This is a genomic window from Nonomuraea sp. NPDC049758, assembly GCF_040674635.1.
GTDB lineage: Bacteria > Actinomycetota > Actinomycetes > Streptosporangiales > Streptosporangiaceae > Nonomuraea.
In genome coordinates, this window is record NZ_JBFAMZ010000020.1 from 82,174 (window position 1) to 102,030 (window position 19,857).

20 protein-coding genes are annotated in these 19,857 nt (G+C 71.9%); 12 read left to right on the forward strand and 8 right to left on the reverse strand.

Annotated elements, in window-relative coordinates; genetic code table 11:
* Position 1: 1 nt before the first annotated feature.
* From AB0J46_RS39655 to AB0J46_RS39665, 3 genes are all read left to right on the forward strand, one after another.
* On the forward strand, positions 2–214 hold the full coding sequence (locus AB0J46_RS39655; RefSeq protein WP_352323140.1) for a hypothetical protein: 213 nt from the start codon (positions 2–4) through the stop codon (positions 212–214).
* Positions 215–300: 86 nt separating this feature from the next.
* Positions 301–3,156 (forward strand): BTAD domain-containing putative transcriptional regulator, encoded by a 2,856-nt coding sequence (locus AB0J46_RS39660; RefSeq protein WP_364339815.1) that lies wholly within the window; start codon positions 301–303, stop codon positions 3,154–3,156.
* Between the two features lie 282 nt (positions 3,157–3,438).
* Positions 3,439–4,344, forward strand: a complete 906-nt coding sequence (locus AB0J46_RS39665; RefSeq protein ID WP_364339976.1) for an acyl-CoA desaturase — start codon at positions 3,439–3,441, stop codon at positions 4,342–4,344.
* Between the two features lie 3 nt (positions 4,345–4,347).
* On the opposite strand, the gene AB0J46_RS39670 is transcribed toward AB0J46_RS39665, so the two are convergent.
* Entirely contained in the window at positions 4,348–4,563 is a 216-nt protein-coding gene (locus tag AB0J46_RS39670; RefSeq protein WP_364339816.1) for a hypothetical protein, read from the reverse strand.
* A 47-nt stretch (positions 4,564–4,610) separates the two neighbouring features.
* On the opposite strand from AB0J46_RS39670, the gene AB0J46_RS39675 reads away from it, so the two are divergent.
* The 4 genes from AB0J46_RS39675 to AB0J46_RS39690 all read left to right on the forward strand — a co-directional run bounded on the left by AB0J46_RS39675 (position 4,611) and on the right by AB0J46_RS39690 (position 8,497).
* On the forward strand, positions 4,611–5,732 hold the full coding sequence (locus AB0J46_RS39675; protein WP_364339817.1) for a sensor histidine kinase: 1,122 nt from the start codon (positions 4,611–4,613) through the stop codon (positions 5,730–5,732).
* A complete protein-coding gene (locus tag AB0J46_RS39680) occupies positions 5,729–6,397 on the forward strand; it encodes a response regulator transcription factor (RefSeq protein ID WP_364339818.1) in 669 nt (222 codons plus the stop codon). The genes AB0J46_RS39675 and AB0J46_RS39680 overlap by 4 nt, the downstream gene beginning before the upstream one ends.
* A gap of 97 nt (positions 6,398–6,494) precedes the next feature.
* Positions 6,495–7,745, forward strand: a complete 1,251-nt coding sequence (locus tag AB0J46_RS39685) for a cytochrome ubiquinol oxidase subunit I (RefSeq protein WP_364339819.1) — start codon at positions 6,495–6,497, stop codon at positions 7,743–7,745.
* Positions 7,746–7,756: 11 nt separating this feature from the next.
* A complete protein-coding gene (locus AB0J46_RS39690) occupies positions 7,757–8,497 on the forward strand; it encodes a cytochrome d ubiquinol oxidase subunit II (RefSeq protein ID WP_364339820.1) in 741 nt (246 codons plus the stop codon).
* A 41-nt stretch (positions 8,498–8,538) separates the two neighbouring features.
* Here AB0J46_RS39690 and AB0J46_RS39695 read toward each other — a convergent pair whose 3' ends face one another.
* Genes AB0J46_RS39695 through AB0J46_RS39705 form a run of 3 tightly spaced genes read right to left on the reverse strand, consistent with a single transcriptional unit; the run spans position 8,539 to position 11,821 of the window.
* Positions 8,539–10,290: a 5'-nucleotidase C-terminal domain-containing protein gene (locus AB0J46_RS39695; protein ID WP_364339821.1), complete on the reverse strand. Its 1,752-nt coding sequence runs from the start codon at positions 10,288–10,290 to the stop codon at positions 8,539–8,541.
* A gap of 25 nt (positions 10,291–10,315) precedes the next feature.
* Positions 10,316–11,089 carry an alpha/beta hydrolase gene (locus AB0J46_RS39700; RefSeq protein ID WP_364339822.1) on the reverse strand — a complete coding sequence of 258 codons (774 nt, stop codon included), beginning with the start codon at positions 11,087–11,089 and terminating at the stop codon, positions 10,316–10,318.
* A gap of 9 nt (positions 11,090–11,098) precedes the next feature.
* Positions 11,099–11,821, reverse strand: coding sequence for an SDR family oxidoreductase (locus tag AB0J46_RS39705; protein WP_364339823.1), 723 nt, complete (start codon positions 11,819–11,821; stop codon positions 11,099–11,101).
* Positions 11,822–11,888: 67 nt separating this feature from the next.
* Here AB0J46_RS39705 and AB0J46_RS39710 point away from each other — a divergent pair, with 67 nt between their 5' ends.
* Positions 11,889–12,482, forward strand: coding sequence for a TetR/AcrR family transcriptional regulator (locus AB0J46_RS39710; protein WP_364339825.1), 594 nt, complete (start codon positions 11,889–11,891; stop codon positions 12,480–12,482).
* A 120-nt stretch (positions 12,483–12,602) separates the two neighbouring features.
* Here AB0J46_RS39710 and AB0J46_RS39715 read toward each other — a convergent pair whose 3' ends face one another.
* Positions 12,603–14,267: an alpha-amylase family protein gene (locus AB0J46_RS39715; protein WP_364339826.1), complete on the reverse strand. Its 1,665-nt coding sequence runs from the start codon at positions 14,265–14,267 to the stop codon at positions 12,603–12,605.
* A gap of 161 nt (positions 14,268–14,428) precedes the next feature.
* On the opposite strand from AB0J46_RS39715, the gene AB0J46_RS39720 reads away from it, so the two are divergent.
* Positions 14,429–14,890, forward strand: a complete 462-nt coding sequence (locus AB0J46_RS39720; protein ID WP_358000015.1) for a MarR family transcriptional regulator — start codon at positions 14,429–14,431, stop codon at positions 14,888–14,890.
* A gap of 13 nt (positions 14,891–14,903) precedes the next feature.
* On the opposite strand, the gene AB0J46_RS39725 is transcribed toward AB0J46_RS39720, so the two are convergent.
* Together AB0J46_RS39725 and AB0J46_RS39730 are read right to left on the reverse strand one after the other, a co-directional pair.
* Positions 14,904–15,260, reverse strand: a complete 357-nt coding sequence (locus AB0J46_RS39725; RefSeq protein WP_364339828.1) for a hypothetical protein — start codon at positions 15,258–15,260, stop codon at positions 14,904–14,906.
* Positions 15,257–15,832, reverse strand: a complete 576-nt coding sequence (locus AB0J46_RS39730; RefSeq protein WP_364339830.1) for an FAD-dependent oxidoreductase — start codon at positions 15,830–15,832, stop codon at positions 15,257–15,259. Before AB0J46_RS39730 ends, AB0J46_RS39725 begins: the two co-directional genes overlap by 4 nt.
* A gap of 166 nt (positions 15,833–15,998) precedes the next feature.
* On the opposite strand from AB0J46_RS39730, the gene AB0J46_RS39735 reads away from it, so the two are divergent.
* The 3 genes from AB0J46_RS39735 (at position 15,999) to AB0J46_RS39745 (ending at position 18,902) form a co-directional block, all read left to right on the forward strand.
* A complete protein-coding gene (locus AB0J46_RS39735) occupies positions 15,999–16,406 on the forward strand; it encodes an SgcJ/EcaC family oxidoreductase (RefSeq protein WP_364339832.1) in 408 nt (135 codons plus the stop codon).
* A gap of 35 nt (positions 16,407–16,441) precedes the next feature.
* Positions 16,442–17,419, forward strand: a complete 978-nt coding sequence (locus tag AB0J46_RS39740; RefSeq protein WP_364339834.1) for a sigma-70 family RNA polymerase sigma factor — start codon at positions 16,442–16,444, stop codon at positions 17,417–17,419.
* A gap of 61 nt (positions 17,420–17,480) precedes the next feature.
* On the forward strand, positions 17,481–18,902 hold the full coding sequence (locus AB0J46_RS39745) for an MFS transporter (protein WP_364339836.1): 1,422 nt from the start codon (positions 17,481–17,483) through the stop codon (positions 18,900–18,902).
* Here the strand turns inward: AB0J46_RS39745 and AB0J46_RS39750 are convergent.
* Positions 18,868–19,851: an aldo/keto reductase gene (locus AB0J46_RS39750; RefSeq protein WP_364339838.1), complete on the reverse strand. Its 984-nt coding sequence runs from the start codon at positions 19,849–19,851 to the stop codon at positions 18,868–18,870. The two genes, AB0J46_RS39745 and AB0J46_RS39750, sit on opposite strands and share 35 nt — an antisense overlap.
* Positions 19,852–19,857 lie beyond the last annotated feature (6 nt).

Genomic DNA, 19,857 nt, shown 5'->3' on the forward strand with positions numbered 1-19,857 from the left:
GTTGAGAGACAACCTCGACCTCGCCGCGAGCGCCCAGCAGCTGGCCGACGCCGCCCCGACGGGATCGATCGACCGTGCCGCGGCCTCGTCCGTGGCCATCACCTTGGCCACGACGCGTGACATCGCCGACGCGCGGCAGGCCCTCGACGGGTTGACCCCGGAGGAGGTGCGCCAGGCGGCGCTCACCCTCTTCGACCGCCTCTCGGAGAGCTGAGCTCACTGCGCCGGGCTGCTCGGACCGGGTGAAGGCGGGCGGCCCGCCGGGAACCCGGCATGGCCGCATGCCCGTACGGTGGGGGCATGCGGATCGGGGTCCTGGGGCCGCTCCAGGTGGCTGGGGCCGAGATCGGCGGCGCCCGGGTGCGGGCCCTGCTCGTCCGTCTGGCGCTCGACCCGGGCCGGGTGGTGACCGCCGACCGGCTGATCGACGACCTGTGGCCCGGCGAGCCGCCCGCCCATCCGGCCGCGGCGCTCCAGTCGCTGGTGTCGCGGGCCCGCAGGCAGGCACCCGGGCTGATCTCCTCGCACCCGGCCGGCTACCTGCTGGACGTGCCGCCCGGCGAGGTGGACGCGTCGGCGTTCGAGCGGCTGGTGCGGGCCGGCGACCCGCGCGGCGCGCTGGCGTTGTGGCGCGGGCCCGCGCTGGCGGACGCGGCCGGGCTGGCCTTCGCCGCCGCGCCCGCGGCCCGGCTGGAGGAACTGCGCCTCACGGCCCTGGCCGCCGCGATCACCGCCGACCTGACCGCCGAGCCCACCCCCGCCTCCGCGGCCGAGCCCGTGGCCGAGCTGGAGGAGCTGGTCGCGGCGCACCGGCTGCGGGAGCCGTTCCACGCCCTGCTCATGCGGGCGCTGGTGGCGCGCGGGCGGCGCGGCGAGGCGCTGGAGGTCTTCGAGCGGATCAGGGCCGACCTGGCCGGCGAGCTGGGCGTCGATCCCGGCCCCGAGCTGCGCGCGGCCCACATGGCGGCGTTGCGCGACCCGGCTCCCGCGCCGAGGGGCAACCTGCCCGCCCGGCTGACCGGTTTCGTCGGCCGGGCCGGCGACGTCGCCCGGCTCCACGCCCTGCTGGGCGGCCGGGACGAGCGGCTGGTCACGCTGGTCGGCCCCGGCGGCGTGGGCAAGACCCGCCTGGCGCTGGAGGCGGCCCGCGGCCTCGACGTGCCCGACGGCGTGTGGCTGGTGGAGCTGGCCTCCGCCACGGGGGTGCGGGCCGCGGTCGAGAGCGTGCTGCGGACGACCGACGTGGTCGGGGCGCTGCGCGGCACGTCGCCGCTCATCGTGCTGGACAACTGCGAGCACGTCGTGGAGGAGGCCGCCACGGTCGCGCGGTGGCTGCTGTCGGAGGTCGCCGGGCTGCGCGTCCTGGCCACCAGCAGGGAGCCGCTCGACATCCCCGGCGAGGTGCTGCATCCCGTCCTGCCGCTGCCCGAGGCCGCGGAGCTGTTCCTGGCGCGGGCCGCGGCGGCCAGGCCCGGCCTGGAGGTGAGCGCGGCCGACGCCGAGCGCGTCTGCGGGGAGCTCGACGGCATCCCGCTGGCGATCGAGCTGGCCGCCGCCCGGCTGCGCACGATGCCGGTGTCCGTGCTGGTCCGGCAGCTCGGCGACCGGCTGGCCTTCCGCGGGGGGCGCACGTCCGAGCCGCGCCATCGCACATTGCGCGACGTCATCGACTGGAGCTGGAACCTGCTGTCGGCGCCCGAGCGCGAGCTGCTGCGCGGGCTGACGGTCTTCTCCGGCGGCGCGACGTACGAGGCCGTCGCGGAGGTGTGCGGCGGCGACCCGGACGATCTCGCCTCGCTCGTGGACAAGTCGCTCGTCTCGGTCTCCGGCGAGCGCTACTCGATGCTGGCCACCATCAGGCAGTACGCCGCCGCCGACCTGCCCGCCCTCCGGCAGGCCCACGCCCGCTACTACACCCGGCTGGCCGAGACCGCCGACCCACTCCTGCGTACCGGCGAGCAGCTCGCCTGGCTGGAGGTGCTGGACGCCGAGCAGGACAACCTCGACGCCGCGCTGCGCCACTCCGACGACCCGCTCAGGCTGATCCTGCCCCGGTTCTGGCCCTGGATCATGCGCGGACGGCGGCGCGAGATGAGCGAGCGGGCGGCGGCCGTGCTGCGCCGGGTCGGGGACGTGCCGCCGCCGGGACGCGAGCTGGCGCACGGGCTGTGCCGGGTGCTCACGGGCGGCGAGCCACCCCCGGCGGTGCTCGACTCCGACCATCCCGCCGCGCTGAACTTCTGGGCCATGAGCGGCGCGCAACGCCCGCCCGCCGACGTCGTCGAGCTCACCGAGGACGTCGTCGAGCGCCTGCGCGACTCCCCCGACCTGTGGACGCGCTCGGCCGCGCTGCTGGTCGGCGGCATCGTCCGGTTCGAGTACGGCACGGTCGCCGGCGCGCAGGACCTGCTCGGCCCGGCGCTCGACGGCTTCCGCCGCACCGGCGACCGCTGGGGCCAGTGGGCCTGCCTCTACTGGCTGTCGCTGGTCGCCGAGAACCGGGGCGACTTCGCCGCCGCGCTCGCCCGTGCCGAGGAGCCGGGACGCCTGGCCGCGGAGCTGTCGGGGCTGGACGCGCCGTTCGGCCCGATGACGTTCCTGCTCCGGCTCGGCCAGCTCAAGGCGCGGGCGGGCGACCACGAGGGGGCCGCGACGACGCTGGCGGAGGCATGGCGGTCGGCGCTGCGGGCCGAGGACGCGGTGACCCAGGCCAGGGTCCTGCACGCCCGCGCCGAGCTGGCCCGGCGCACCGGCGACCGGCCGGAGGCGGCCCGGCTGCTCGACCGCGCGCTGGCCCTCGCCAGCGGCGACGGGCCCGCGCAGTTCAGGGCGTTCATGCAGGTCGAGCTGGCCCGCGTGACAGAGCCTGGGCCGCCGCTGCGCACGGCGCTGGAGCTGATGGAGACCTGCGGCGACCGGACGGCCCGCGCGACCGTGCTGGAAGGCGTCGCCGAGCACCTGCCGCCCCGGCCGGCGGCCGAGCTGCTGGGCGCGGCCCGCGCGCTGCGCGGCGTCGCCGACTCCGCCGACCCCGCCGTGGTGGCCCTGGACGGACGGTGCCGCTCCGCCCTCGGCCCCGACGCCTTCCACGAGGCTCTGACCAGCGGAGCGGCGCTGCCGAACCCGGAACGGCACGCACTGTCCCTGCTCGGCTGAGCCCGTCGTGTACGCGGCATGCGCCGCCGGGCCATATGGTCGAGGAAGAGGCCACGGAAACCGACGACGAACCCCTTCTCCGCCGCTCCCGGACGAGCATGGAACACCTTCCGGTTTCGCGGCGGATACGCCAGGGTTGTGGCAACTTTCCACCGCAATGTGAGGAGATCTGTGGCCAGTCCAAGTGTGGTCGACACCCGGGGCAGTGACTTCGCCCGACTAACCCGCCGAATCTCTGACGCCGGTCTCCTCGACCGGCGTCCGGTCTATTACGCCGTGCGGCTGACCATCGTGGTCGCCGCGTACCTCGGCTGCTGGGCGTTGTTCGCCTGGGTGGGCGACTCGTGGTGGCAACTGCTCGTCGCGGTCGCGCTGGCCGTGGTCTTCGCGCAGATCGGCTTCGTCTCCCACGATCTCGGCCACCGCCAGGTGTTCAGGAAGCGGCGGCCGAGCGACGTGACCGGTCTCCTGCTGGGGAACCTCGGCATCGGCCTGGGCTGGGGATGGTGGACCAGCAAGCACAACCGCCACCACGCCAACCCCAACCACGAGGACCACGACCCGGACGTCTCACCCGCGGTGATCGTCTGGTCGGAGGACCAGGTGGCGCGGAGCGCGGGCCTGCCGCGGGCCGTCGCGAGGTACCAGGCGTTCCTGTTCTTCCCGCTGCTCACCCTTGAGGCCTGGCACCTGCACATCGCCAGCTTCAAGGCGCTGCTCGCGCCGGCGGCCAAGCGGCCGTGGGCGGAGCTGGCGCTGCTGACCACCCACTTCGTGCTCTACTTCGGCGCGGTCTTCGCCGTGCTGCCGTTCGGCAAGGCGCTGGTTTTCCTGGCCGTGCATCAGGGGCTGTTCGGTCTCTACCTGGGCTCCACGTTCGCGCCCAACCACAAGGGCATGCCCATCCTGACCAAGGACGACAAGCTGGACTTCCTCCGCAAGCAGGTGCTGACCTCCCGCAACGTCAGGGGCGGCCTGTTCACCGACGTGGCGCTCGGTCAGCTCAACTACCAGATCGAGCACCACCTGTTCCCGAACATGCCCGCGCCCAACCTGCGCAAGGCGCAGCCCATCGTCGAGAGCTACTGCGCCGAGGTCGGCGTCAGCTACCTGCAGACCGGGCTCGTCGCCTCCTACGGCCAGGCCCTTCGCCACCTGCACGAGGTGGGCGCTCCGCTGCGCCGCTGAGCCTCAGCCCTCCTCCGCGACCCGCCTCTCCAGATCGGCACGGCGTCGTTCGAGGTCGGCGATCAGCTCGGACTGCTCGTCGGCCTGGGCGATCATGGCCGCGGTCTCGATCTGGTCGGTCGCGCCCATGGTGCCCACCTGGTCGCGCACGTCCTGGTTCTCCGCCTTCAGCCGGGCCAGGTCCTCTTCGACCTGCCGGAGCTCATCCTTGGTACTCATCTCGGTCAACTACCCCATCACTCGCACGACCATACAAAATGGAGCACATGCCTAGATTGTCGGCGAGCAGCACGGTGTCCCTCGTGGTGGTCGCCGTCGTGCTCGCCGGCACCCTGGTCGCCGGGCTCAGGAGCGAGCAGCCCGCCGGCGTGCTGGACGTGGTGCTGCCGATCGTGTCGTGCGGCGCGCTGCTGTTGCGGCGGCGCCTTCCCGTCACGTCGCTGATCGTGGTCGTCGTGGCGGTGTCCGCCTACTATCCGCTCGCCCGGTTCGACGGGCCGCTGGTCGTGCTGGTGTTCGTGGCCCTCTACACCGCCGCCGACCAGGGACGGCTGGCCGCCGCGATCGCCACCGGGGCCGCCGTGCTGCTGGCGATGGGGTTCGGCGAGTCCCACGGCTCCAGGCACGTGGACGACGGCACGTTCGGCGCGATCACCGGCTGGGTGGTGGCCGCCATCGCGTTCGGCGGGGTCACCAGGAACCGCCGGGCGTACCTGCTGGAGGCGCAGCAGCGCGCGCTGGACGCCGAGCACTCCAAGGAGGAGGAGGCCAGGCGGCGCGAGAGCGAGGAACGGCTGCGCATCGCCAGGGAGCTGCACGACGTGCTCGGGCACAACATCTCCATGATCAACGTGCAGGCGTCGGCCGCGCTGCACGGGCTGGCCAGGCGTCCCGAGAAGGCCGAGGCCGCGCTGCGAACCATCAAGGAGACCAGCAAGGAGACGCTGCGCGAGCTGCGCACCACGCTGGGGGTGCTGCGCCAGGTGGACGAGGACGCCCCGACCAGGCCCGCGGACAGCCTGGCGCGGCTGCCGGACCTGGTCGCGGCGTCGGGGCTGGAGGTGGCCGTCGAGCCGTCCGGGCCCCTGGACGCCGTGCCGACCGAGGTCGACCTGGCCGCCGCCCGCATCATCAGGGAGTCGCTGACCAACGTCGCCCGCCACTCCGGCACGACGAAGGCCACCCTCTCGGTCAGCAACTCCTCAGGGAACATCCTGATCCGGGTCGAGGACGACGGCCCGGGCGCCACGTACACCGAAGGCAGCGGCTTCGGCCTCCAGGGCATGCGCGAGCGCGCCGCCGCGCTCGGCGGCGACCTGGAGGCGGGCCCGCGCCCCGAGGGCGGCTTCCGCGTCGTCGCCCGCCTGCCACTGAACGGAGTCCGATGATCCGCGTACTGCTCGCCGACGACCAGACCCTGGTCCGCGCCGGATTCCGGTCGATACTCTCCGACGAGGACGACATCGAGGTCGTCGGCGAGGCCGGCACCGGCGCGGCGACCGTGGCGGGCGCCCACGAGCACCGGCCCGACGTGGTGCTCATGGACATCCGCATGCCCGAGCTCGACGGCCTGGAGGCCACCCGGCGCATCGCGGGCGACCCGCGGCTCGACGGCGTCAAGGTCATCATCCTGACCACCTTCGACCTGGACGACTACGTCTACGGCGCGCTGCGCGCGGGCGCGGGCGGGTTCCTGGTCAAGGACACCGAGCCGGCCGAGCTGATCCACGCGGTCCGGGTCGTGGCCAGGGGCGACGCGCTGATCTCGCCGTCGGTGACGCGGCGGCTGATCGCGGAGTTCGCCGGCCGGGTCAAGCGGCCGGAGCCGGGCCCCGAGCTCAACGCGCTCACCGAGCGCGAGCGGGAGGTCATGGGCCTGGTGGCGGCCGGGCTGTCCAACGACGAGATCGCCGCCCGGCTCGTGCTCAGCCCCGCCACGGCGAAGACGCACGTCAGCCGCATCATGACCAAGCTCGGCGTGCGCGACAGGGCCCAGCTCGTGGTGGTCGCCTACGAGGCCGGGATGATCACGCCGGGCTGGCTTACAACCTGAGTCGTACGACTTTAGTGATCTTCGGCCCGAGGTTGTACGCCGGATTGCAGACCGGAGGCTGACGCGGCGGAGCAGGCCGTGACGCCAAGCTCTCGGCATGGACACCGTCGACCTCGCCCGGCTGCAGTTCGCGTTCACCGCGGGCGCGCACTTCCTCTTCGTCGCGCTGACGCTCGGCCTGGCGACGCTGGTGGCCGTCGTCCAGACCCGGGCCACGTTCAGCGGCGACCCCGTCCACCTGCGGATGACGAGGTTCTGGGGGCAGCTCTACATCATCAACTACGCCATGGGCATCGTCACCGGGCTGGTCATGGAGTTCCAGCTCGGCCTGTCGTGGAGCGGGCTGACCGACTACGCGGGCAACGTCTTCGGCGCCTCGCTGGCGATCGAGACGCTGGTGGCCTTCTTCGTCGAGGCCACGTTCCTGGGCCTGTGGATCTTCGGCTGGAACCGGCTGAACCGCTGGGCGCACCTGGCGCTGATCTGGGTCGTCACGCTCACCGCGTACGCGTCAGCGTTCTGGATCATGATCTCCAACGGCTTCCTGCAGAACCCGGTCGGCTACGCCGTCGAGGGCGGCAGGCTGCGGCTGACCGACTTCGGGGCGATGATCGCCAACCCGGCCGCGCAGATCGCGTTCGGGCACGTCATCGGCGGCGCGATGATCGTCGGCGGGTTCTTCATGGCCGGGGTGAGCGCCTACCACCTGCGCAGGCGCACGGCCGAGCACGACCTGTTCAGGAAGTCGCTGCGGATCGGCGTCGGCGTCGCGCTGCCGGCCTCGTTCTTCACGGTGACGTTCGGCGGGCTCGGGTTCCAGACCCTCCAGCCGTCCAAGGCGGCGGCCTGGACGGGCCAGGCCGAGCGGCTGGCCGCCGTGCAGGCGGACATGACGGCCAGGTTCGGGCCGGGCGACTACCTGCCGCCGACCGGCTGGGTGCAGGGGGCCGGCATCACGATGATGATCCTCTGGGTGGTGATGACCGTCGTGGCGGGGCTGAGCCTGCTGCTGATGTTCTTCCGGCCGGTCGTGCGCGGCTTCCGGGCCTGGCACTGGCTGCTGACGCTGATGATCCCCGTGCCGTTCGTCACCATGCTCGCCGGGTGGACGTTCCGCGAGGTGGGGCGCCAGCCGTGGGTGGTCTACGGGCTGCTGCGCACGTCCGAGGCCATGTCGCCGGTGACGGCGGGCGAGATGCGGCTGTCGCTGACGGCGTTCGTGTCGGTGTTCACGGTGCTGATCGCGGTCAACTACTGGCTGCTGGCCCGGGCGGCCAGGCGCGGGCCCGGCGCGGTCGCGCTCGGCGCCCTTCCGGCCGAGACCCCCGTCCCCGTCCCCGCCTTCTGAAGGAGCCGATCATGGAGATCTTCGTCCTGGCCTTCTTCGCCCTCGGCTACCTCGTGCTGGGCGGGGCCGACATCGGGGTCGGCATGGCGCTGCCGTACCTCGGGCGGTCGCCGGGCGAGCGGCGCGAGGTGATCGCCGCCATCGCGCCGTTCTTCCTCGGCAACGAGGTGTGGCTGGTGGCCTCGGCCGGCGTGCTCGCGGGGCTCTTCCCCGACCTGGAGGGCCACCTTCTGAGCGGCAACTACGCGGTGGTCGTCGCGCTGCTCGTCTCCTGGGTGGTCAGGGACATGGGCCTGTGGCTGCGCGGGCGGGTGCCCGGCGCGCGCTGGCAGGCGTTCTGGGACGGCGGGATCGTGGCCGGGAGCTGGGGGCTGGCGCTGAGCTGGGGGCTGCTGCTCGCCGAGGTGCTGCTCGGCATCCAGGGGCCGCTCGTGCTGCTGGCCGCGCTGGTGGTGGCGGCGCTGTTCGCGGTGCACGGGCTGGCGTTCGCGGCGCTGCGGCTGCGCGGATCGTTGCGGGAGCGGGCCGGGGTGTTGTCCGGCGAGGCGGGCGAGGGCCGCACGTACGCGCTGACGGCCGGTGCGCTGCTGGTGGTCGGGGTGCTGGCCGGGCTGCGGCTGCCGCTGGTGGCGGGGTCGTCGGGGGCGCTGCTGACGCCGGTGATCCTCGTCCTGATCCCGCTGCTGGTGGCCTCGCAGGGGTGGGTGTGGTGGACGTTCCGGCACCGGGTCAGCGGGCCCTCGTACCTGTGACCAGGCGGGTGACCCTGGTGGAGCACCCGCCTGGCGTCGGGTCAGAACAGCGGAGCGCCGTCGCGGGTCAGCCGCCAGTTGGCGGAGGCGAAGTCGGCGGGGTTGATCGTGCCCTTGGCGGTGGCGTACTCGATCAGCGCCTGGCGGATCTCCACCTGCGCGTTGTACAGCACGGGAGCGGTGGTGACGTGCGGGAAACCGCCGCCGCCCGACTGGCGGTAGTTGTTGATCGCGACCACGAACTCCTTGCCGGCCGGGATCGGCGCGCCCTCGAAGGTGAGGTTGGCGACGCGCTGCCCGGCGGGCTTGGCCACGTCGATGTCGTAGGAGACGCCCGAGAGCTGGTCGTAGTTGTAGTCCGGGGTGTTGCCGGCGTTGGTCAGCTTGGTGACGTCCACCGGGTCGCCCGGGTTGAGCTGGTTGAAGTACCGGGCCGAGTACTCCAGGTAGTCCTTGATCTGGGCGCCGGTCAGCTTGATCGCCAGCAGCGTGTTGTCGTAGACGTAGAGCCCGGCCACGTCCCTGACCCGCACGTCACCGGCGGGGAAGACGGCGGTGCGGCTGAACGGCGCGGCGATCGACAACACCGGCAGCGTGTTGCCCGGCAGGGCGGCCTTCACCGTCTCGGTCTGCACCTGCTGGATGTAGTCGAGGATCGGCGTGTCCTTGTACGGCGACTCGGCCGCCGACAGTTCCTCGGCCGACTTGGCGACGACCTTGTTGACGTAGCCGACCGTGGTGTCGTGCTGCGGCTTGAGCAGCGAGACGATCTTCGGGTCCTCCGTCACCGTGTTGGTGTTGAGCGTGGCCGAGCTCTTGCCGGTGACGACCCACTTCCCGCGCTGCTTGGTGAGGGTGAAGTCGAGCCGCGACAGGCGCTGGCCCCACTTGCCCGGCTCGGTGAGCAACACCTGCTGCCCGGTGGTCCTGTTGGTCACGAAGCGCTGGGCGACCTCGTTGTGCGCGTGCCCGAACAGCACCGCGTCGATGCCCGGCACCTGCTCGGCGACCATCGCCGAGGCGTTCTCCACGGGCAGGTCGGTGCCGTAGGAGGACATGCCGCTGTCGCCGGCGTGCGCGGTCACCACGACCACGTCCGCGCCGAGGCCGCGGATGACCGGCACCCACTTCCTGGCCGACTCGACCAGGTCGGTGAAGCGCAGCTTGCCCTCGACGTTCGCCTTGTCCCAGATGGCCACGCCAGGGTTGGTCAGGCCGAGCACGCCGACCTTGATCGGCTTGTCGCCCTTGACCTTCATGGTCTTGATCACGAACGGCCGGTACGCCGGCAGCCCGCTCCCGGCGTGCACGGCGTTGGCGCCCAGCACCGGCGCCCGCATCTGCCTGATCCAGGTGGCCAGCAGCGGCAGACCGTAGTTGAACTCGTGGTTCCCGAGGGTGACGGCGTCGTAGCCGATGGCGTTCATGGCCTTGGCCATCGGGTGGGTCTGCCCGGTCTCGGTGATCGGCTCGACCTTGGCGTAGTAGTAGGCCAGGGGCGTGCCCTGGATCGTGTCACCCGAGTCGAACAGCAGCGTGTGGTCCGCCCCGCGCTCGGCCCTGACCTTGTTGACCAGCGACGACACCTGGGCCAGGCCGATGGTGTTGCCCTGCTTGTCGGCGTAGGCGGCGTCCTTGAAGTAGTCCCAGTTGAGGGCGTTGCTGTGGATGTCCGACGTCCCCATCACGGTGACGGTGACGCTCTTGTCCCCGCTCGCGTGGGCGGGGAGCGCCACGAGGGCCAGCGCGGTCAGCGCGGCGGCCCCTGTGGCGGCGAGCTTCTTGGTCTGCATGTGCCTGGAGGGTAACCAGGACAAATTACTCGTTGGTTACGAAATCGCGGATCAAGGCTGTCACCTCTTCGGGACGTTCGTGTAGCACCACATGCCCGCTGTCCAGCTCGGCGTAACGGCTGCCGGGCAGCGCGGCGTGCAGGGCGCGGGCGTGCCCGACCGGTACGAGGTGGTCCTGCGTGCAGCCGATCACCAGCGTGGGCGCGGTGATGCTCGGGAGCAGGTCCCTGATGTCGGTCCTGAGGTCCAGCTCGATCTGGCGTACCGTGCCGGGGGGCGGGTCGCCGGCCATCATGGCCTTCAGGCCGTCCTCGCCCTGGCCGCTCACGAAGGCCGGGCTGAAGCCGACCAGCGGGGCGTACGCCGCGAAGCTCTCGGGGTCGGTGGCCGCCAGCCGGGCCCAGGTGCGCAGGCCGAGCCGGAGCCGGGGGTCGCCGGCGTGCGTCCAGCCCGCGATGAGCACCAGCCGCCTGACCAGCTCGGGATGCCGGGCGGCGACCCCCGCCGCCACCACCGCGCCCAGCGAGAAGCCGACCAGGTCGGACGGGCCGCCCTCGGGGAAGGTCGCCGCGACCTGCTCGATCAGCAGGTCGAGCGTGAGGTCGCCGCCGGGGTCGGCGGTCTCGCCGCTGCCCGCGTAGTCGGGCGTGATCACCGTGCGGATGTCGGTGAAGTTCTGGACGAGGTGGCCGTAGTTGCTGACCGCGTCGCCGCCGGTGCCGTGCACCATGACCAGGCCGGGGCCGCTGCCTGCCCGGTTGAAGTGCACGTGTCCGCCGTCGTGGACGACTGTGGGCATGGGGGTCTCCTAGAGGTTTCCGCCGCCGGTGGCGTCGAGGGTGGTGCCGGTGATGAAGCTCGCCGCGGGCGAGGCGGCGAACGCGACCACGTCCGCGATCTCGCCGGGCTCGCCGATGCGGTTCAGCGCGTGCCTGCTCGCCGCGTACGCGCGGGCGCCGGGGTCGCTCAGCCAGCCCGCGTTGACGTCGGTGTCGATGATGCCGGGCGCCACATTGTTGACCGTGATGCCGCGCGGCCCCAGCTCCTTGGCCAGGGCCAGCGTGAACACCTGCACCGCGCCCTTGGTCATCGCGTACGCGATGCCCTCGGGATAGGCGATGCGGGCCACGCCGGAGGTGATGTTCACGATGCGGCCGCCGTCGGGGATCAGCGGCAGCACCTGCCGGGTGAGGAAGAACAGGCCCTTGACGTTGACCGCGAACAGCCGGTCGTAGCCCTCCTCCGTCTCCTGCGCGAGCGGCTTGGACAGGCCGATGCCGGCGTTGTTGACCAGCACGTCGAGCACGTCGGTCTCCTCGGCCACCCGGCGGGCGAGCCGCTCGACCTGCTCGGGCACGCCCAGGTCGGCCCGCACGGCCACGGCGTTCGCCCCGATCAGGCCGACGACCTCCTCGGCCGCGGCGGCGTCCCTGGCGTAGTTCACGATCACACGGAACCCGTCCTTGGCCAGGCGCAGCGCGATGGCCCGGCCGATGCCCCTGCCGGCGCCCGTCACCAGGGCAGTCCTCATCGCTCGAATCCTTTCTTTAGCGATCGATACAGAAACCATAACATAGCGATCGCTATAGAATGAGCGCATGGCGAGGCAGCGGGCATTCGACAGGGACGCGGCACTGGAGAGCGCGCTGCGCGCGTTCTGGGAGCACGGCTACGAGGCGACCTCGATCGCGGCGCTGACCGCCGCCATGGGCATCAGGCCCCCCAGCCTGTACGCGGCCTTCGGCGACAAACGGCGGCTGTTCGAGGAGGCGGTGCGCCGCTACCAGCTCACCCACGGCGCGTTCACCACCAGGGCGCTCGCCGAGGAGCCCACCGGCCGCCGGGCCGTCGAACGCGTGCTGCGCGAGTCGGCCGCCGAGTACACGAACGCGGACCACCCGCCCGGCTGCCTGATCATCAGCGCCGCGGTCAACTGCGGGCCGGAGTCCGCCGACGTGGCGGAGTTGCTGCGCGGGTTCAGGGAGGCGGCGAAGGCGGCGATCAGGAAGCGCGTGGACGACGACGTGGCGGCCGGCCGGCTGGCCCCCGGCACCGACACGGAAGCCCTGGCCACCTTCTTCGCGTCGGTGATCCAGGGCATGTCCACGCAGTCCCGCGACGGCGCCTCCTACGCCGGCCTGCTGGGGGTCGCCGAACTCGCCATGGCGGCCTACCCGCCGCCCGCGCGCTGACGACCGCACGAAAGCCGCGCGGCCGCCCGGCGCACGAAAACCTAGCCCGCGCGGCCGCCCGGCACACAAGGACCTGGCCCGCGCGGCCGTCAGGCTCGTGAAGGCTTTCGCGCGTCCGGCCTATTGCGACATGACGCCCGCGTCCTCCGGGGGCAGTTCGGGGGGCGAGGCGCGCAGCCAGCGGCAGCCGTGCGGTCCCAGCGCGAGCTTGGCCGTGCCGTCGGCCGACACCTTGATCGTGCCGTCCACCAGCAGGTCCGTGAGGTCGCAGTTCTCCAGGCCGTCCAGCCGCAGCTCGACGTCCCTGGCCGTGTCGCACAGGTTGTGGGCGACCACGACCGTCGCGCCGTCGGCGTCGCAGCGGTGCGAGAAGATCGCGTCGTCGCCGGTGTCCAGCACGGTGTACTGCCCCCACGCCAGCTCAGGGCACTCGCGGTACCGCTCGATGAGGAGCTGGAACCAGCGCAGCAGCGAGTCGGTGTCGCGCTTCTGGTCGGCCACGTTGACCCGGTCGGGCGCGAACGAGCCCTCGGGGACCTCGCGGACCGTCTCCTCCTCCTGGCTGAAGCCGCCGTCCTCGGACCACTGCATGGGGATGCGGACGGCCATCCGCCCCTCTTCGTCCAGGTTCTCCCCCATGCCGATCTCCTCGCCGTAGAAGATCACGGGGGTGCCGGGAAGGGAGAACAGCAGGCTGTAGGCCATCTTGATGCGCCGCAGGTCGCCGCCGAACATCGTGGGCAGCCGCCGCCGCAGCCCGCGGCCGAAGATCTGCATGTCCTTACGGGGGCCGAACGCCTCGAAGATCTCCTGGCGTTCCTCTTCGGTGAGCTTGTCGAGGGTCAGTTCGTCGTGGTTGCGGAGGAACATCGCCCATTGACAGTCCTTGGGGGCCCGGGGGCGTTCCTGCAGGGCGTCCATCAGGGGGCGGGCGTTGTTACGGGCGAAGGAGAGCCAGCTGTTCTGCATGCCGATGAAGTCGAAGCACATGGTGATCTGGTCACCGAGCCCTTCACCGAAGTACCGCAGTAACTCCTTGTAGGGCAGGTTGACCTCGCCCAGCAGGATCGAGCCGCCCTTGCGCCTGGTCATGAAGGCCCGCAGGTCGGCCAGGAACTCGTGCGGGTTGGCCAGCTTGGGGTTGACGTTCTCGATGAGGAACGGCACCGCGTCCACCCGGAAGCCCGACAGACCGAGCTCCATCCAGAAGCCGAGGATGCGGGTGATCTCGTCCCTGACCTCGGGGTTGCCGACGTTCAGGTCCGGCTGGTGACGGTAGAAGCTGTGCAGGTAGTACTGGCCGCTGCCCTTGTCGTACTGCCAGATGGAGTCCTCCTTGTCGGGGAAGACCACCTGTTTCGGGTCGTCGGGCTCGGGGGTGTCGGACCAGACGTACCAGTCGCGCATCGGCGAGTCCTTGCTCTTGCGCGACTCCTTGAACCAGGGGTGCTGGTCCGAGGTGTGGTTGACGACCAGGTCCGCGATCACCCGCAGGCCCCGGTCGTTGGCGGTCCGCATGAACTCCACGAAGTCGCCCAGGGTCCCCAGCCGGGGGTCGATGCTGTAGAAGTCGGTGATGTCGTAACCGTCGTCCCGGTTGGGGGTGGGGAAGAACGGCATCAACCAGAGGCAGGTCACGCCGAGACCCGCGAGGTAGTCGATCTGCTGGGTCAAGCCGCGGAAGTCGCCCACACCGTCGCCGTTACCGTCCTTGAACGTCTCCACGTCCAGGCAGTACACGACGGCGTTCTTCCACCAGACGTCGGAGGTGTACGTCAGTCGCATGGCGGGCCTGCTACCCACCCGGCCAGAAGAAATGTCCATTTGGTGGTTCGCGTCCGGTTCTGATCCCGTGACCTCGGGCTACCGGGGCATCGCCGAACCCGAGCAGCCGTGCGGATCCCGCACAAATAGTTCGGGAGCCGAACTGATGGTAACCTGATCTCATGGCCAAGCCCGAGGAGCAGCTGGGAGTCGTCTCCGCCCTGGTGCGCTCGACCTTCCTGGTCAACGCCGTCTACGCCGAGTCCGCCCGCGCGTACGGGCTGACCTCCCAGCAGGGCCAGCTCCTGTGCGTGCTGATGGCCCAGCCGTACGGGATGAGCGAGCTGGGCGCGATGTTGCGCCTGGCAAAGTCGAGCCTCACCGAGCTGGTCGACCGCACCGCGCAGCGCGGCATGGTGCGCCGCGAGCCCAACCCCGCCGACCGGCGCGCCGTCCAGGTCACACTGACCGAGGAGGGCGCCAAGCTCGCCGACGAGTTCTACACCGAGGCGTGCCGGCGCATCGACGAGCTTCCGTCGGGGCTCGACGAGGCCGAGCGCGCCACGCTCGCCGACCTGCTCTCCCGCCTGGTGCGGGACAACAACGCCCCCACGGTCTTCATCGAGCGCGCCGACACCCCCTGACCGCCGCCCGTGGTCACACCCCGGCCGGCGCCGGCTCGCCGGCGACCCCGAACAGCTCAGCGAACCGCCCGGTGAACAGGTTCCGGCCCTTGTAGTCGGCCACCGACCCGGCCGGCAGCACGATCGGCCCCTCGGGCGAGGGCAACTGGCCGACGCCCCCTTCGGCCCCCAGTGGCAGCAGCACGAACGGCAGCGGCGAGGGCCGGTACACCGACGAGGGCCGCTCGCCGCGCAGCTGGGCGATGATGTTCGCGGCCACGACCTCGGCGTGCTGCATCGCGTTCCCGGCCATCTTGGCCTCGGCCAGGTCGGTGATGTCGCCGATCGCGTAGACGTGCTCGTGGCCCTCGACGTTGAGCCGTTCGGTCACCCGTACGTGGCCGCGGGGCGTGCGCGCGTCGCCGAGGTCGCCATTGAGGTAGCCGGTCCGGACGCGCACGCCGTACGCGCGGAACCAGATGTCGGCCGACAGCTCCCCCGCCGTGGACCCGACGGTGAACGGCTCGGCCCGCCCCGGCCCGACCGGCCCGGCCCGGCGATCAGCACCCGCCCGGCCCCCGCCAGCTCCCCGTGGACGGCGTGGATGCGCTCCCGCGCCTGCCCGGCCAGGTCGTCCTCGAACTTGAACGGGAAGGGGTACCCCGACCCGGTGGCCAGCACGAGGTGGTCGGCCTCCACCCGTTCCCCGGACGCCAGCAGCACACCCCGCGAATCCACCGAGACCGCCCGCTCCCGGACGATCCGGCCACGCTCCATCAACCGGTCATAGGGGAAGAACATCTTCCCGGCCCATTCCGGCCGAGCCAGCGCCCGCATGGACGCGGCGTTCTGGACGAAGGCGTCCTTGGGCTCGACGAGCACGACGTCCGCGTGCTCATCCAGCGCCTTGGCGGCCGCCGCGCCGCCGTAACCACCACCGATGATCGCCACAGTACGGCTCATGGTGCACATCTCCCATCAGGACCACAGCTCGTTCGTATTACGAACCATAATAGTTCGCAATACGAACCGCAACTGCCCGAAAGTTCTCCGCCCCGGCGCGATGAGTTCCGGCGGCCCCGCCGGTACGTATCCGTGAACCTGTCACCAGCGATGAGGAGAGAGAGCCATGACCGAGACCCGAGCGCACGACGTAGCCGCCATCAAGAGCGTCCTTGAGCGCCTCTACCAGGCATGGGCCGACGGCGACGCCGACGCCTTCGTCACCGACTACACCGAGGACGCCACCGCGATCATGCCCGGCAGCGTGCGCCGGTCGAGGGAGGAGGTGCGCCGGAAGATGGCCGAGGGCTTCGCGTCCTACCTCAAGGGCAGCACGACCGCCGACCGGCTGGAGAGCATCCGTTTCCTGGGCGAGAGCGCCGCGATCGCGGTGAGCGAGACCGGCGTGCTCTTCCCCGGCGAGACCGAGGTCCCCGCCGAGCGTATGGTGTACGCGACCTGGGTGCTGGAGAAGCGGGACGGCGCCTGGCTGCTCGCCGCCTACCACAACAGCCCGGCCGTCGTGGCAGGCTGACGTACCCGTAGGCAGGCGGAAGGCAGGACAAGGGCGTGGACGCGGTGACGCCGGGACAAGAGGGCTTCGATCGCCGGATCGAGCCGTTCCGCAAGGAGCTGCTGGCGTACTGCTACCGGATGCTCGGCTCACCCCACGACGCCGAGGACCTGGTCCAGGAGACGTACCTGCGGGCGTGGCGGGCGCGGGAGCAGTACGACGGCACACGCAGCTCCCTGCGCACCTGGCTCTACCGGATCGCGACCAACGCCTGCCTGACGGCCCTGGAGGTCCGGGGCCGCCGGCCGCTGCCGTCGGGGCTGGTGGCCGCGTCCGACCCGCTGGCGCCGCTCGTCCAGGGGGAGAACCTGGCCTGGCTCCAGCCGCTGCCGGACTCGATGCTGGACGCGGGCGACCCGGCCGGCGCCGTGGTCGAGCGCAGCGGCCTGCGCCTGGCGTTCGCCGCCGCCCTGCAACACCTGTCGGCGCGCCAGCGCGGCGCGCTGATCCTGCGGGACGTGCTGAGCTTCTCCGCGTCGGAGTCGGCGGAGATCCTCGGCACCACCGTCGTGTCGGTGAACAGCTCCCTGCAGCGGGCGCGCGCCCGGGTGAAGGAGGCCGGCGTCCGGCGGGAGCCGCTCGGCGAGCCGCCGCTGGCCGAACAGCGCGCCTGGGTCGACCGCTACATGCGCGCCTTCGAGCACGCCGACGTCGAGGAGCTCAAACGGCTGCTCACCGCGGACGTCGTCATGGAGATGCCGCCGATGCTCAACTGGTTCGCCGGGCGCGGCAACTACGGCCTGTTCATGGACTGGGTCTTCGAGGCGGCCGGCACCGACTGGCGGCTGGCGGCGGTCACGGCCAACGGCCAGCCGGGGTTCGGCGCCTTCCGGCGCGCCGGCGACCGGTACGAGCCCCACACGCTGCAGATCTTCACCGTCACCGCCGAGGGCATCAGCCGGAACTCGGTGTTCCAAGGGGCCGAGATCTTCGCGGCCTTCGGTCTGGCGGCCGGATTCGACGCGCCCCGATGACCCCGGCGGGCCCGCAAGTTTCTTCAAGACCGGGCAGGGGCGGACGGCCGATGCTGGGCGGGTGATTTCACCCGTTTCTCCCCTGGTGACCGGCGTGCGCCGTGGCCCGATGCTCGCCGTGCTGCTCACCGGTCAGGTCATGGCCTCCATGGACGGCTCGATCGTGTCGGTCGCCGCGCAGACCATCCGCCAGGACCTCCACGCCGGCGGCACGGCGATCCAGCTCGTCGTGTCGGGCTACCTGCTGACCGTCGGCGTGCTCCTGGTCACCTGCGCGCGCATCGGCGACCTCGTCGGGCAGCGGCGCGCGTTCCTGTTCGGGCTGGGCTGGTTCACCGCCGCCTCGCTGCTGTGCGGGCTGGCCCCCGACGTGGGCGTGCTGGTGCTCGCGCGCGTCGCGCAGGCCGCCGGGGCGGCGCTGCTCACCCCGCAGATCTTCGCGCTCATCCAGACGCATTGGCAGGGCGACGCCCGCCGCCGGGCGATCGGCCTGTACAGCATGGTGCTCGCCCTGGGCGTCGCGCTGGGGCAGGTCGTCGGCGGGCTGGTGGTCAGCGCCGACCTCCTGGGCCTGTCCTGGCGGCCGGTGTTCCTGATCAACATCCCGATCGGCGTGATCGCGCTGGCCGTCGGGCCACGCCTGCTGCCGCCCTCGCCCGTGAACGCGCGGGCGCGCCTGGACCCGGGCGGCGTGGCGATCCTGACCGCGGCCATGGCCGCGATCACCGTCCCGCTGATCTTCGGCCGCGACCTCGGCCGGCCGCTCTGGATGTGGATCTCGCTGGCCTGCGGCGCCGCGCTGTCGGTGGTGTTCGTCCGGCACGAGACCAGGGCCCGGCACCCGCTGCTTGACCTGGCCTCGGTACGGCCGCGCGGGGTGCGGCCGGGGCTCGCGGCGTGCTGGATCGTCATGGGCTGCTACACCGTCTTCCTGCTCACCCTCACGCTGCACCTCCAGACCGCGCTGGGGTACTCGCCGCTGTGGGCGGGGCTGGCCTTCGTCCCGTACGCGCTGGGATTCGGCGCGCTCAGCCTGAGCTGGACCCGGTATCCGCGGGGGTTGCAGTGGGTTCTGCCGGTCGCTGGTCCGGTCGCCTTCGCGGCCGGGGCGGGCCTGCTGGCGCTGCTGTGCCGGGACGAGTGGCGGCCGCTCGTGGCCGTCCCGCTGCTGCTCCTGGCCGGGGCCGGGCACGCCGCCGGGTACAGCCCGCTGATCGCGCGCGTCACCACGCTGGTCGAGCCGCGGCTGGCGTCGGCGATCTCGGCGCTGAACGCCACCGGGCCGGTGCTGGCCGGGGTGACCGCCGTCGCCGGGCTCGGCAGCGTCTACTTCGCCGCGCCGTCCTCGGCAGACGGGCTGCTGCGGGTCGTCGGCGCGGTCGCCGTCCTGCTCGTGGGCGCGGCCCTGTGCGCCGTCCGGGCGACGCTGGGGAGCGGCGGACCGGCGTTCACAGGAGGGTGCCGCCGGACACGTCGAACCTGACCAGCGCCTCGTCGATCCTGGTCAGGGTGTCCGGGTGCAGGGTGAGGTCGGCGGCGGCCAGGTTCTCCTCGATGTGGGCGGGGGTGCGGCTGCCCGGGATCGCCACGACGTGCTCGTCCTGGTGCAGCAGCCAGGACAGGGCCAGCTGGGCGGGGGTGATGCCGAGGTTGGTGGCCAGGGTGCGGATGGGGGCGTACCGGTCGTTGTTGCCGGCCAGGTTCTCCGCCGAGAACCGGGGCGCGTTGTGGCGGAAGTCGCCTTCCGCCAGCCGCTGGACCGTGCCGGTCAGGAAGCCGTTGCCCAGCGGGCTCCAGGCCACCAGGCCGACGCCGAGCTCGCGGGCCGCGGCCAGCAGGTCCGGCTCCACCGGCCGCCACATCGACCACTCGTTCTGCACGGCCGTCACCGGATGGACCGCGTGCGCGGCCCTGAGCTGGGCCGCCGTCACGTTGGACAGGCCGATGTGCCTGATCAGTCCGTCGCGCACCAGGTCCGCCATCGCGCCGACCGTCTCCTCCACCGGGACGCCGGGGTCCGGGTAGTGCAGGTAGTACAGGTCGATCACGTCGGTGTCCAGGTTGCGCAGGCTGCGTTCGGCGTACCGGCGGACCAGGCGCGGGTCGGCGTTCACGCGCAGCTCGTTGAAGGCGTACCCGACCGGGTACGGGCGGCTGGGCTCGCCTTCGGGGATCGCCAGGCCGAACTTGGTGGCCACCACGACCTCGTCGCGGGGGCGTCCCTTGAGCGCGCGGCCGACCAGGCGCTCGTTGTGGCCGTCCACCCCGTAGGCGTCGCTGGTGTCGATGTGGCCGGCGCCGCCGTCCAGGGCCGCCCGCAACGCCTTCTCGGCACGGGTGTCGTCGATGTCGCCGTACACACCGGGCGAGAGCACCATCGCGCCGAAACCGAGCGCGGGGACCTGCAGTGTTCCGAGTTCGCGTGTCTTCATGACGAT

Coding starts and splice junctions, on each gene's coding strand:
- AB0J46_RS39670 (WP_364339816.1), bottom strand. CDS start 4,563: ATGAGTACCAAGGATGAGCTCCGGCAGGTCGAAGAGGACCTGGCCCGG.
- AB0J46_RS39680 (WP_364339818.1), top strand. CDS start 5,729: ATGATCCGCGTACTGCTCGCCGACGACCAGACCCTGGTCCGCGCCGGA.
- AB0J46_RS39750 (WP_364339838.1), bottom strand. CDS start 19,851: ATGAAGACACGCGAACTCGGAACACTGCAGGTCCCCGCGCTCGGTTTC.
- AB0J46_RS39705 (WP_364339823.1), bottom strand. CDS start 11,821: ATGAGGACTGCCCTGGTGACGGGCGCCGGCAGGGGCATCGGCCGGGCC.
- AB0J46_RS39720 (WP_358000015.1), top strand. CDS start 14,429: ATGGCCAAGCCCGAGGAGCAGCTGGGAGTCGTCTCCGCCCTGGTGCGC.
- AB0J46_RS39735 (WP_364339832.1), top strand. CDS start 15,999: ATGACCGAGACCCGAGCGCACGACGTAGCCGCCATCAAGAGCGTCCTT.
- AB0J46_RS39710 (WP_364339825.1), top strand. CDS start 11,889: ATGGCGAGGCAGCGGGCATTCGACAGGGACGCGGCACTGGAGAGCGCG.
- AB0J46_RS39690 (WP_364339820.1), top strand. CDS start 7,757: ATGGAGATCTTCGTCCTGGCCTTCTTCGCCCTCGGCTACCTCGTGCTG.
- AB0J46_RS39730 (WP_364339830.1), bottom strand. CDS start 15,832: ATGAGCCGTACTGTGGCGATCATCGGTGGTGGTTACGGCGGCGCGGCG.
- AB0J46_RS39675 (WP_364339817.1), top strand. CDS start 4,611: ATGCCTAGATTGTCGGCGAGCAGCACGGTGTCCCTCGTGGTGGTCGCC.
- AB0J46_RS39695 (WP_364339821.1), bottom strand. CDS start 10,290: ATGCAGACCAAGAAGCTCGCCGCCACAGGGGCCGCCGCGCTGACCGCG.
- AB0J46_RS39685 (WP_364339819.1), top strand. CDS start 6,495: ATGGACACCGTCGACCTCGCCCGGCTGCAGTTCGCGTTCACCGCGGGC.
- AB0J46_RS39700 (WP_364339822.1), bottom strand. CDS start 11,089: ATGCCCACAGTCGTCCACGACGGCGGACACGTGCACTTCAACCGGGCA.
- AB0J46_RS39715 (WP_364339826.1), bottom strand. CDS start 14,267: ATGCGACTGACGTACACCTCCGACGTCTGGTGGAAGAACGCCGTCGTG.
- AB0J46_RS39660 (WP_364339815.1), top strand. CDS start 301: ATGCGGATCGGGGTCCTGGGGCCGCTCCAGGTGGCTGGGGCCGAGATC.